Annotated in this window: 10 protein-coding genes; 2 read left to right on the plus strand and 8 right to left on the minus strand. The window is 53.3% G+C overall.

Annotation, left to right across the window (positions count from 1 at the left end; genetic code table 11):
• Positions 1–10 precede the first annotated feature (10 nt).
• Complete coding sequence (locus CHB83_RS02610) at positions 11–715, plus strand: DUF4290 domain-containing protein (RefSeq protein WP_045687326.1); 705 nt, start codon at positions 11–13, stop codon at positions 713–715.
• Positions 716–839: 124 nt separating this feature from the next.
• Positions 840–2,144 (plus strand): UDP-N-acetylglucosamine 1-carboxyvinyltransferase, encoded by a 1,305-nt coding sequence (murA, locus tag CHB83_RS02615; RefSeq protein ID WP_045687325.1) that lies wholly within the window; start codon positions 840–842, stop codon positions 2,142–2,144.
• Positions 2,145–2,230: 86 nt separating this feature from the next.
• Here the strand turns inward: murA and CHB83_RS02620 are convergent, their stop codons facing one another.
• The 8 genes from CHB83_RS02620 to CHB83_RS02655 all read right to left on the minus strand — a co-directional run bounded on the left by CHB83_RS02620 (position 2,231) and on the right by CHB83_RS02655 (position 12,505).
• On the minus strand, positions 2,231–2,566 hold the full coding sequence (locus CHB83_RS02620; RefSeq protein ID WP_045687324.1) for a phage holin family protein: 336 nt from the start codon (positions 2,564–2,566) through the stop codon (positions 2,231–2,233).
• A 91-nt stretch (positions 2,567–2,657) separates the two neighbouring features.
• Positions 2,658–3,743, minus strand: coding sequence for an agmatinase family protein (locus CHB83_RS02625; protein WP_089331559.1), 1,086 nt, complete (start codon positions 3,741–3,743; stop codon positions 2,658–2,660).
• Between the two features lie 132 nt (positions 3,744–3,875).
• Positions 3,876–4,514 (minus strand): chemotaxis protein CheC, encoded by a 639-nt coding sequence (locus CHB83_RS02630; RefSeq protein WP_245855258.1) that lies wholly within the window; start codon positions 4,512–4,514, stop codon positions 3,876–3,878.
• A gap of 63 nt (positions 4,515–4,577) precedes the next feature.
• Entirely contained in the window at positions 4,578–6,212 is a 1,635-nt protein-coding gene (locus CHB83_RS02635) for a chemotaxis protein CheA (RefSeq protein ID WP_045687323.1), read from the minus strand.
• Positions 6,209–7,285, minus strand: coding sequence for a chemotaxis protein CheB (locus CHB83_RS02640; RefSeq protein ID WP_143436972.1), 1,077 nt, complete (start codon positions 7,283–7,285; stop codon positions 6,209–6,211). Before CHB83_RS02640 ends, CHB83_RS02635 begins: the two co-directional genes overlap by 4 nt.
• A 66-nt stretch (positions 7,286–7,351) precedes the next feature.
• Entirely contained in the window at positions 7,352–7,735 is a 384-nt protein-coding gene (locus tag CHB83_RS02645; RefSeq protein ID WP_045687322.1) for a response regulator, read from the minus strand.
• 51 nt (positions 7,736–7,786) lie between these two features.
• Complete coding sequence (locus CHB83_RS02650; RefSeq protein WP_089331561.1) at positions 7,787–8,314, minus strand: chemotaxis protein CheW; 528 nt, start codon at positions 8,312–8,314, stop codon at positions 7,787–7,789.
• An 81-nt stretch (positions 8,315–8,395) separates the two neighbouring features.
• On the minus strand, positions 8,396–12,505 hold the full coding sequence (locus tag CHB83_RS02655; RefSeq protein ID WP_245855259.1) for a methyl-accepting chemotaxis protein: 4,110 nt from the start codon (positions 12,503–12,505) through the stop codon (positions 8,396–8,398).
• Positions 12,506–12,797: the final 292 nt, after the last annotated feature.

A 12,797-nucleotide genomic window follows, 5' to 3' on the forward strand; every position in this document is an offset into this window, starting at 1 on the left:
ATTTCTTTCTATGACTCTTCCTTCTCTTCATAAGCACGAACTCCTTCAGCGCGAGTACGGCCAAAGCACTTTCCAACTAGTGCAGCAGCTACGCGACGTAGAAGACCGGGCCGAGCGTACCCGCCGTGCCCAGCAGATTGTGCAGCTTATTTTCCGTATTCAGCCCGGCCTACGCGACCAACCCGACAGTCAACAGAAGGTGTGGAACCACATCTTTGAAATGGCCGATGGGGAACTGGACGTGGATGCCCCATACCCCCTGGCGGCGCAGGCCAATTTGCCCGCTCCTAGCCGGGTAGTATATCCTAGCAAGGGCCCTAAGCTGCGTGCCTATGGCCGGGCAGTGGAACAGCTTATTGACAAAGCGCTGGCTATTGAAGACCCGGCTGAGCGTGAGCAGGCGACCATTTTAATTGGCCGCACCATGAAGTTCCTGTACCGGTCCCACAATAAGGAAAATGCAAAGGATGTCACCATTCTTAAGCATCTGAAAGAATTGTCGGGAGGCAAGCTCACGCTAGACCCTGACCAGGTAGACGCTCAGAACCTCTTTGAATTTACCGCAAATGGCCGGCCAGCACCCTTTATTGTGCCCCAGCCTCGCCAGGAGCGCGACCCTCGTCGCCTTACAGGTGGCGGCAACAACAACCGGCGCGATAAGCAGCGCCGGGGTGGGAAGAAAGGCCGGCAAGAGCCACAGCAACCCCCTCAGTAATATATTTGCAGAAACTAGGAGCTAGCTACGTTGAGTTAGCAAAGCAAGCGGACGTCTCATGGAGGTCTCGCTACTTTGCTTGTAACTCAGAGTACCTAGCTCTTAGCTCGTAACTACTCTCTCCATGGCCTCTTTTGAAGTAATTGGCGGTAAACCGCTGAAGGGTGAAATCGTGCCGCAGGGCGCCAAAAATGAAGCACTGCAGATCCTGTGCGCAGTGCTACTTACCGACGAGCCCGTCACCATTTCCAACATTCCCGATATTCGCGACGTCAATAAGCTTATTGAGTTGCTACGCGACATGGGTGTAAAGGTGGGCAAGCTCTCCCCCGACACCTACCGTTTCCAGGCCGACGACGTTCACCTCGACTACCTAGACACCCCCGAATTTGCTGCGCAGGGCCGCGCCCTTCGTGGTTCCGTCATGATTCTTGGCCCCATGCTGGCGCGCTTTGGCAAGTGTCAGCTTCCAAAGCCTGGTGGCGACAAAATTGGACGACGCCCTCTGGACACGCACTTCTTGGGTCTTGAGAAATTAGGCGGCAAGCTCACGTTGGAAGGCACGGATTTTTACCGCATCAGCACCGAAGGTCGCTTGCACGGAGCCTACATGCTGCTCGATGAAGCTTCTGTAACGGGTACGGCCAACATTGTCATGGGGGCAGTGCTGGCCGAAGGAGTTACTACCATCTATAACGCTGCTTGCGAGCCCTACTTGCAACAGCTCTGCAAGATGCTGGTGCGCATGGGAGCCAAAATCAACGGTATTGGCTCTAACCTACTGACTATTGAAGGGGTAGAGCGTCTGGGCGGTACGGAACACCGCATGCTGCCCGACATGATTGAAATTGGTTCTTTCATTGGCCTGGCCGCCATGACGGGCTCCGAAATTACCATCAAGGACTGCCAGATTCCAGAGCTGGGCTTAATTCCGGATACCTTCCGTAAGCTGGGCATTCAGTTGGAATTCCGAGGTGATGATATCTTTGTGCCAGCCCAGGACAACTACGAAATTGCTACCTACCTCGACGGCAGCATCCTTACTATCTCCGACCATACATGGCCGGGCCTCACACCCGATTTGTTGAGCGTGCTTCTGGTGGTGGCTACGCAAGCGAAGGGCACCGTTCTTATCCACCAGAAGATGTTTGAGTCGCGGCTGTTTTTCGTGGATAAGCTTATTGATATGGGCGCGCAAATTATTCTTTGCGACCCGCACCGAGCTACCGTTATCGGACTGGATAAGCGTACCCGCCTGCACGGCATCACGATGACTTCGCCTGACATTCGGGCGGGGGTAGCCTTACTCATTGCAGCACTTTCTGCTAATGGCCGCAGCGTCATCGAAAATGTAGAGCAAATTGACCGTGGTTACCAGTACATCGACAAACGTCTCACGGCACTAGGCGCCCAACTGCGCCGCCTGTAAAGACATTGCATCTGCCTACATATAAAAGGCCCCGGCTACTGCAGTAGTAGCCGGGGCCTTTTATATGTAGGCGGTGTAGAATTGCTCTAGTTCACGACCATGTCTACAACAGCAGTAACTACTGATAGGGCAACGCTGAAGATTAAAGCGGCAATAAACCCGTCAATTTCGAAGCCGGAGAGTAATGCGCTTGCAATCATGACAATGGCAGCATTGATTACCAGTAAAAACAGGCCTAACGTCAGGATGGTAATGGGTAAGCCGATAATCTTTAGGATTGGCTTTAGCACAGCGTTTAAAATTGCTAGCACAACTACCAGAATCATTGCATCACCAAAGCCATCAATGTGGGCACCGGGGAGGTACGTAGCCAGCAGATAGGTAATGAGGGCCGTGAGCAGAAACTTGAGAATGAATCCCATGTGGTGTAAGGTTGAATGAGGGGAGAGAAATACTTCTAACGGAGCATACGCCACGATACGCATTTCTGCGCGCAGCGTTGGCCCCCTACCCTTACTTCTCTGTAGCCCGGGCTTTCAAGCGGCCTTGGGAGACGCCCATCCAATTGGCCATATGATAAAGCAAACGGGCACCCACAATGGCATTCCACTCTGTATCGCCAGGAGCTACTTCGTTTAGGTCGCAGCCAATAATGGTGCGACCCGAACGCACTACCATTCGAATCAGATAGAGTGCTTGTTCAAACTCAAGACCACCGGGTACGGGCGTGCCAGTGCCGGGGCAAAGTTTGGGGTCAAGCCCATCAATATCGAAGCTCAAGTACACTTTCTGGGGAAGCTGAGCAATAATCTTCTTGCATTCCTTCTTCCACGACTTGCCAGCTAGCATTTCAGCTTGCAGGAAACGGTCGGCAAACAGAGCCACGCGGCCATTGCTCTGGTCAATGAGTTCAGCTTCCTGCTGGCAGTAGTCACGAATACCTACTTGTACTAGCTTCTTTACTTGTGGCAGCTTCAGGGCATTATACATGATAGAAGCGTGCGAAAACTCGAAGCCTTCGTAAGCTGGTCGCAAGTCGCAATGGGCATCAATCTGCAGAATACCAAACTCCGTGTGACGCTCGGCTAGGGCGTGTAAATAGCCCAGCGGAGTGCTATGGTCGCCCCCTAAAACGACGACACCTTTGCCCGCGTCAAGCAGGACACCCGTTTTGGCCTTAAGCCACTCAAGCAGGGCCTGGCCGCGCTGGTTAAGTTGCGCCGGCACCCCCGAGTGTTGGCCGTGCGTGGCTTCGGGCTCGCCTTCCTCTAGCCAGCCAATGTACTGCTCTGCGGTGGGCCGCAACTGACGGCTCTCCGCCGCTATCTGTTCATCTGGTTCTTCCATGGCCAAGCCCATCTTCCAGGCGTCGGGCAGGTCGGGGTCATAGAGGTCTACTTGCAGAGAAGCATCTCGAATAGCCTCAGGACCATCCGCAGTACCTGCCCGGTAAGAAACAGTAACTTCCCAAGGAACAGGGACTACCACCACTTGGGCCTCCTCAGGGGTGAAGGGTAGTCCGTACAAGCCGCCGGCAGCATCGCCTAGGGCGTTTGGGTCAAAAGCAGCAATTTTATCTTCTAAAGAGGACGAAGCCATAGAAAACAAAAGATTAAGGTGAGAGAAAGTATGTTAACGACAGCGGCCCCCGCGCAGCGAAGCTGAACCTGATGGGTTCTGCTCCCGGCATCGGGGGCCACTACTAGGTGTCAACCAGACTGGTAGTAGAGCTTACAAATTGGGCTGCTGGCCACCCATAAAGTCGTAGGTACGAATGATTTCAAGGATTTTCTCGAACGTCTCCCGATCGAAGAAGATCATCAGTGGCAACTCAACCGAATTCTCTTTGTCGGAGAACTGCGTGATAACCGAGAAAATCAGCGGCTGCACCATGGGACGGTCTAGCAGCAAGTTTTGTAAGGCGTTGGCCATATCACCGCGGGGGTGAGCGGGCGGAGCACCATAAATATGAGCCTTTAGAATGTTGGCCAGCTGCGTCACCAAAGCACCGGTGATGATGTTACTAATTTCCAGTAACAACGACTCCTGCATTTCATCAATGTCGATGGAGTCGGACGTTTTCATGCGTAGACACACGCGTGAAAGCCGCTGCACATGCTGGCCGGAGAAGAACATGAGCGTAGTGCCGTTGAACTCGCCCCGAATATCAGACTGAATGATGACGTTCTTCTGCTGCAGTTCCCGCACCCGCTCGAGGATGCTTTTCCCCGACACGAGGTTCAGGTTAGGTACCTCCAGCAGCACCTTTTCCTGGGCAATTACCGCGAACGAATCGGCCGCACGGGCGAGGCCGATATTTAAGATTTCGCGGATAATATCCCGTTCCAGTTCCGTCATGTGCAAATCCATAAGAGTCAATCAATTGGAAGGCCTGCCGTCAAAACAAGCGGCAGAGGTCTGCATTACGTGAGTTTATGGTCGTTTGGCTAAGAACAGACGAGTTAGTGCTGGTACATCCAGTACCAGACATACCTGTCCGCTGCCTAGAAGCGTAACGCCACCAAACAAATCAATGGTATCCAGCGGCTTACTCATGGGTTTAATGACGATGTCCTGCTGGCGCAGAAAACGGTCGACAATAAGCCCGAGCTTGCGGTTGCTGTAGTTAACGATGATGATATCCTGTCGGCCGGTAAGCTCCCCTTTTACGGCGGGAGGCAATGGACCATCACCATTGTGGAGTAAGTTTCGCAACGGTACTACCGGCACGTTTTCGTCCTGTACCCGGCTCATTAGCAACCCACCTACCACGTGAAAGTCGGTAGGTTGCAAGGAAACCACAGAATCGGTGTGCATGAGCGGAATAGCATAGCTACGCGCATCCAACTCGAATAAAAGGGCTCCTTTTACGGCAATAGAAGTAGGAAGCACCAGGGTAAACGTAGTGCCCTCTCCTAATACTGAATCAACACGAAGCTGCCCACCAAGGGAGTCGATGGCAAGCTTCACCACGTCGAGACCTACGCCACGGCCGGAAATTTCAGTTACTTCCTTAGCCATAGAAAAACCGGGTTCGAACAGGAAGGCCCGCACCGCGTCATCGTCTAGATTGGCCGCTACCTCTTGGCTTACTAGTCCTCGTTCAATAGCTTTCCGACGAACGTTCCCTACGTTGATACCCCGCCCATCATCTACTACTTGCAGCAACACTTCATCGCGTTGCGTCTGAGCAGAAAGGGTAAGGTGTCCTTGCGCCGACTTACCAGCAGCTAAACGGTCAGCGGGGGTTTCCAGTCCGTGACCAACGGCGTTCCGAACTAAATGCAGAAGCGCATCAGTAATTATCTGAAGGATGTTCCGATCGATCTGGATGTCTTCACCTACAATAGTCAGCTCTACATCCTTCTTCTCAGCCGTGGCTACGTCACGAACGACCCGAGGGAACTTGTTCAGCAACGAGCCCACATTCACCAAGCGAGCGTCCATTACGCTGTACTGGAGCTCGTCGGCAATGCGTGAGAAATGAGCTGCGGCCGTAGCTAGTGCTGGATTGCCAATCTCTCGACTGAGTGTCAGCACCCGGTCCCGATCAATAATTAGCTCGCCAACTAGGTTGAGTAGGTGATCTAACTTTTTAATTTGGATGTAGACCAAGTCAGAAAGCTCCAACTTCCGGTTAGCATCCTCATCATCTTCGTCAGAATCATCCTCCAGTATAGGCTCCTCTCCCTGTACCAGTCGGTCAAGGTTAGTGATTAGCTGGCTAATATCTGGTAGTTCGGCGCCTTCTCCTACCGCCCGAATCATTTCGCCAATGGTATCGACCCCGCGAAAGAGAACAGGCACCACTAGGCCCGTGAACGTCATTTCCTTGCTTCGAATGAGCCCGAAAATGGTTTCCATGTGGTGGGCGGCTTCCCCAATCTGGGTATAGCCCATCGCCCGGGAGTTCGACTTGAGATTGTGCATCAAGCGAAACAGCTCGTTCAAAGCTGCCTCGTCGGTTGGATTGCGCTCTAGCTCACTGATATGGCGGCTCATTGCGTCGTAATACTCGAGCGCCTCAGCCATGAATATTTCGCGGTACTCTTGCTCTCTCGACTTCATCGTGGTAGTGAATGAGAAGAAGCAAACATACCAGCCCGCCGTGCTGGCACCTGGCTAACGTGACGTAACACATAAGCCGTGATTTCGCGCAGCGGCAGCACTGCAGTAGCTAGCCCGGCCATAATTACGGCTTTAGGCATGCCGAATACAGCGGACGAAGCCTCATCTTGCGCTATTACTACTCCGCCTTTCTGCCGGACATAGCTTGCACCCCGGGTCCCATCACTTCCGAGGCCAGAGAGAACTACCCCTAGTACTGAGCGCCCTGCAGCAGTTGCTACTGATTGCATCAATATATCAACAGAGGGCACATCTAGGCTGGTTTCGTTTACAAACTCAGTTTGCCAACCTTGCCAAGGAGAATTAGGTACGGGGCGAACTACCATATTGTACCCCCCAGGAGCTACCAACACGTGCCCCGCAACCAAGCGTGCTCCTTGTGTTGCAGCTTCTACGGGCAGCGAGGAGGCACGCTGCAGCCGATCTACTAGTGCATCGGTAAAGCCAGCCGGCAAGTGTACTGCTACCAGTACTGCCCAAGGGAAGTTGGTCGGCAGGTTGCGGACTATGGCCTCCACAGCGGTACTACCTCCCGTAGAGCCTCCAATAACCACAACCCCACCCGGTAGCAGGGGTGCCACTACTCGGCGCGCACTCATAGGTGAAGGCAAAGCTACAGCAGGCTTCGGACGCATAGCGCCCACTTTCCGTAGGACCTCTCGTCGCCAGACTAGCTGCTCAGAGCCGTTTACGGGTAGCGCCGACAAATAATCCTGCACCCCTAATTGCGCTACTTCCCGCAACATTCCTGATAAGGGTGGGCGGGTACTATAAAGCAATACGGGGCCAGCGTATTGGCGGCGTAATTGCTCTAATCCTAGTAATTGATCTTCTCCCACTATTATTCCCCCTGGCTGCAAGCGCCTAGCCAATCGTGCTAATTCTTCGGTACCCGAAGCCGTACCAACAACTCGCAGGGAGGCATCGGTATGCAGCAAGCGGGTCAGCTCCCCTACCACTAGGGTAGGAAGATTACCGAATACTATAGTGAAAGGAGTAGAAGAGTTGAGCACAGAGAAAATAGTGCGAGTAGAGGCAAACTGGGGTGGTACCCCTGTTGGCAGGTGATGGAAACGAGGTTATGCTTCGGTAGAATCTGAACCTTGCAAGGCGCTACCCACAATCTCAAGTACCTTCTCTTCCGAGAAAGGCTTCACGATGTAGGCAGTAGCACCGCTTTCCAACGCTTCGTTTACAATAACCTCCTGGCCTACAGCTGAACACATTACTACTTTAACGTCGGGCTGGTCCTGGCGAATACCTTTAAGAACATCAAGCCCCGTGTTATCAGGTAGGATGACGTCAAGGGTGATAAGGTCAGGAGTAGTTTGAGCTGCCATTTCCAGCGCCTGCTGCCCATTAGCAGCTTCTCCTACTACCTCATAGCCGGCGTCGGTGAGCATGTTCTTGAGCATCGTGCGCATGTAAAAAGAGTCGTCGACGATGAGGATGCGGTTTTTCATATTGGGTTGATCAAACAGAGAGAAAGAAGAGCAGCTGAACAGTTTATTAGCTTAGGCTTTTGTACGCGCGGCGGCGGCGGAAGATTCCCCTTTGGATTGCAACTGCATTATTTCGCCGGGGGTAAGCAATTTCAGCATGTCGAGTACCACGATAATTCGATCCTCGGTTTTGGCAATTCCTTCAATGTACTTGTCGTGAATATTCAGATCCTGAATGAATTCAGGAGCCTTCTCGATAATGGAGACCGGAATAGACAAAGGCTGCGGTACTTCCCGCACCATAATGCCAATGGTGTAATCCTTGGCTTCGATGGCGAGGGTATAAGTCACAGCAGGCAATTCCTCTCCTGCCGGCCGGAGCTGAAACCGCTCTTCCAGATCAATAACGGCAATGATGTCGCCGCGCAGGTTCGCAATGCCCTTCACGAAAGGAGGAGTTTTGGGCATACGCGCAATTTCAGGAGTAATAGTTACCTCCTTTACTTGTTCTATGCGAATGCCGTACTCCTCCTCTCCTAGCCGGAATACGATTAGCTGAATGACGGCTTCTTGTTTGCTGTATTTTTCGGACTCAGGCATACCTGAAACGGAAAGGGGGTAGTAGTAGCCAACCCATATTTAGCGAGTTGGCTCCACTATGCATCAGTAGAAAAATCAGAATTATTTCGCCTTGGCTTTGGTCTGCCGGGGCTTGGTGACAGGAGCTTCAGCCGCATCCGCAGGCTGAGGCGCTGCTTTTGCCGCACGGCGGGTGCTAGCCTTGCGGATGTTACCTCCGTTTGGATGCTCAGTGGCAGCCTTTTCCTCCGTAGGCGCTGCCGCCGGAACAGCCCGACGACCTGTTTTGCGCGCTGGAGCAGCAGTAATTACCTCTGGGGTAGCAACTGCTGAGGCCGCATTATGCCGGGTAGGACGCGTGGCTGGGGCAGCTGGAGCTGGAACTGCTGGGGCATTAGCACGCCGCGAAAGCAACCTATGACGCCGGATGGGCTCAGGCTCAGGCTCGGGTTCGGGCTCCAAATCCTCAATGAGTTGGAAGGCTGACAACCCAAGCTGAAGGTCATCGGCAATATCCGTGAGGTTTTGGCTGCTGGTGGTTAGCTCCTGCATGCTGGTTGAGAGCTGCTTGGCAGTGCTAGCCACTTGTTGCGTACCAGAAGCTGTTTGCTCAGCAATGGCTACTACCTCTTCCACGTATTTTACTACGTCGCCAATCGAGGTCTTCTGAATTTCAGTAGCCGTTAGGATATCGCGCGAGGTGCGTAGCGTTTCGCCACTGCTGGTAGCAATGTTTTTAAAGGCAGAGCTAGCTTCAAACGTAGCATTTTTGCCCTTGAGTACCCGGCCTTCCATGGTTGAAATTGCCGTAGCAGCAGAAGTTGTATCCTTACGCACATCTTCTACCAGGGTAGCAATTTCGTTGGCCGACTTGCGGGAGCCCTCTGCCAGCTTGCGAATCTCTTCCGCTACTACCGCGAAACCCCGACCCGCTTCACCAGCGCGGGCTGCTTCGATAGCCGCATTTAGCGCGAGTAGATTGGTTTGCGCAGCAATGTCAGAGATGACGCCAAGTGACTTGCTAATCTCTACCGAACGCGTGTTAAGTACTTCAATGGTTTTAGAAGTTTGAGCAGCAGCCGAGCTGATTTCCTCCATGTTCTTCACCACCTCAGCCACTGTCTTTAGACCAAGCTGAGAAGTTTGCTCACCCAGAATAGCTGCTTTAATGCCTACATCGGCCTTGCCAGCGGTTTCCTTGGTGGCCTGCATGATTTCTTCAATCAGCTTAAAGGCCTGGTCAGTTTTAAGGGCTTGGTTCTGGGCACCTTCGGCCATCTGCTGCATAGCAAGGGCCACATCTACCGTTACTCGGCTCATTTCCTGGCCTTTCACTACCATTTCCTCCGACGACGTTCCTACTACTTGTGACGAGTCGTTGATTTCAGCCAGCAGGTCGTTCAAATTGTCAACGGCAAGGTTCAGGGCCGCAGCCATTGATTGAATGTCGCCGGCCGTTGTTACCTCTACCTGTTGCGTAAGGTCACCCTCAGAAATAGCGCGCACTACACGGCTTACCTCCAGTACCGGAGAGGCAATGGATTCGAGCAGGTCGTTGAGCGTATCTACAATTTCCTTCCACGAACCACTCACGCCGCCTACCGTAGCTCGCTCCGTCAGTTTGCCTTCTACGCCAGCTACTTTAGCCACGCGGCTTACTTCCTGAGCGAGGCGGTTCAGGTCATCCACCATGCGGTTGATGGTATCCGCTAGGTCTGCTACCTCACCCTTAGCATCTAGCGTCAGCTTCTGTGTTAGGTCACCTTGCGATACGCCAGTTACTACTTTTACAATGCCTCGTACTTGCGTTGTGAGGTTGGCGGCGAGGATGTTTACGTTATCCGTCAAGTCCTTCCATACCCCCGTCACATTGGGCACATTGGCCTGGCCACCGAGTTTACCCTCGGTACCTACTTCCTGAGCCACACGGGTTACCTCACCCGCAAAGATGTTGAGCGAGTCCACCATCTGGTTGATGTTGTCCTTCAAGTCAAGCAGCTCACCTTTTACGTCTACGGATACCTTCTGACTCAAGTCGCCGCGGGCAACAGCCGTCGTCACGTTGGCGATGTCGCGTACCTGGCTAGTCAAGGAAGCCGCCATCGTGTTTACGTTGTCGGTCAAGTCCTTCCATGTACCCCGCACATTGGGCACAACCGCCTGGCCGCCGAGACGACCTTCGGTACCTACCTCGCGCGCTACACGGGTTACTTCGTCGCCGAACGTATTCAGCGAGTCCACCATCTGGTTTAGGTTGTCTTTAAGCTGTAGCAGCTCACCGCGTACATTTACCGTCACTTTCTGGCTCAAGTCGCCGCGGGCAACAGCCGTCGTTACGTTGGCGATGTCGCGTACCTGGCTAGTCAAGGAAGCCGCCATCGTGTTTACGTTGTCGGTCAAGTCCTTCCATGTGCCTGACACGCTAGGTACGTTGGCCTGGCCACCCAGGATACCCTCGGTGCCTACCTCCCGTGCTACACGGGTTACTTCGCCCGCAAAGATGTTGAGCGAGTCTACCATTTGATTGAGGATGTTTTTCAGGTCGAGAATTTCGCCTTTCACATCCACCGTCATCTTCTGGGTTAGGTCGCCTTTTGCTACGGCCGTGGCTACGTTGGCAATGTCTCGCACCTGAGAGGTCAGGTTCGAGGCCATCGTGTTTACGTTGTCGGTCAGCTCTTTCCAAGTTCCCCCTACCCGAGGTACAGAAGCTTGGCCACCCAAGCGACCTTCGGTGCCTACCTCCCGTGCTACACGAGTTACTTCATCGCCAAAGATGTTGAGCGAGTCCACCATTTGGTTGAGGATGTTTTTCAGCTCCAGGATTTCGCCTTTCACATCCACCGTCATCTTCTGGCTCAAGTCACCGCGGGCTACGGCCGTGGCTACGTTGGCAATGTCTCGCACCTGCAGCGTCAGGTTTGAGGCCATGTAGTTTACGTTGTCGGTCAACTCCTTCCACACCCCTGCTACATTGGGCACCGAGGCCTGGCCACCCAGCTTACCTTCCGTACCTACTTCGAGGGCTACGCGGGTTACTTCGCCCGCAAACAGGTTGAGCGAGTCCACCATCTGGTTCAGGTTCTGCTTCAACTGCAGCAGTTCTCCCTTCACATCTACCGTAATCTTCTGGGTCAGGTCGCCCTTGGCTACAGCGGTAGCTACGTTGGCAATGTCTCGTACCTGCAGTGTCAGGTTTGAGGCCATGTAGTTTACGTTGTCGGTCAACTCCTTCCACACCCCCGCCACATTGGGCACCGAGGCTTGGCCGCCTAGGCGGCCTTCCGTACCTACCTCTTGTGCCACGCGGGTTACTTCGCCCGCAAACAGGTTGAGCGAGTCCACCATCTGGTTCAGGTTCTGCTTCAACTGCAGCAGTTCTCCCTTCACATCTACCGTAATCTTCTGGGTCAGGTCGCCCTTGGCTACAGCGGTAGCTACGTTGGCAATGTCTCGTACCTGAGAGGTCAGGTTCGAGGCCATGTAGTTTACGTTGTCCGTCAGTTCTTTCCAAATACCACCTACGTTCGGTACCGAGGCTTGGCCACCCAGCTTACCTTCCGTACCTACCTCTTGTGCCACGCGGGTTACTTCGCCCGCAAATAGGTTGAGGTTGTCAATTGTCTTGTTGATGGTTTCGGCCATCACCTTGAAGTCACCCGACACGGGAATTTGGAAGGTCTCATCCAAATTGCCCTTGCTGATGTTCTTCAGTACTTTGCCTACTTCCAACACCGGTACGGCAATACTGTCTACCAAGCCGTTGATGTTATTAATCATATCGCGCCAGAAACCAGCGGCATTATCCGCAGAGGCACGTGCCTTCAGGTTGCCTTCTACTCCCGCTACTTTCGAGATGCGCGACACTTCTCCTCCTACTCCACCAATCATCTCCACCATGGAGTTGTAGGCTTCAGCTATTTCGGCAAAGATGTCATCGTTTTGCTTGGTCAGGCGCACTGATACGTCCCCCTTCTTAAAGGCGTCGAGGGCGTAGAGCACCCGGTTGAGCTGCTCGTTGACATACTCTGAATCAGCCGTGGCGCCCAAGTGGGAGCTGCTCCCCCGTTTTCGGGTAGAGTTGCCATTGCGGGTTCCGTTTGCACGGCCTGGTTCCTCCGAGCCATTGGCAAGCGCGGGGGTCAAGGCATTTAAAGATTCCGGGTTGGTGGTATCCGGTTGATTATTCCTGGGCGTCTTTGCTGAGGCCATAGACAAAGTAGAGTGGCGATGTCAGCAAAAGCTGACGGTGCACGAACGGAACGGTTGGTGGGCTGGTTCCTAGACTTACAAAGGTAGTAAATCAAGCATTGTAGCCACTATTCAGCTTGAAAACTTACTCCTTAATATTAACTGGCGGATGCTGAACCTCTTGCCTACGGGTTCATGTTCCTCAACTACCTTATAAAGCCTCGACCTGGGCTTTTCTACATCGTAATATTACTGGGCCGCAGTTGTCTACCGGATTATTCCAGCATCTTTGCGGCAAAATTCAACTTTACGC

The sequence above is a fragment of the Hymenobacter mucosus genome, assembly GCF_900188255.1.
GTDB lineage: Bacteria > Bacteroidota > Bacteroidia > Cytophagales > Hymenobacteraceae > Hymenobacter > Hymenobacter mucosus.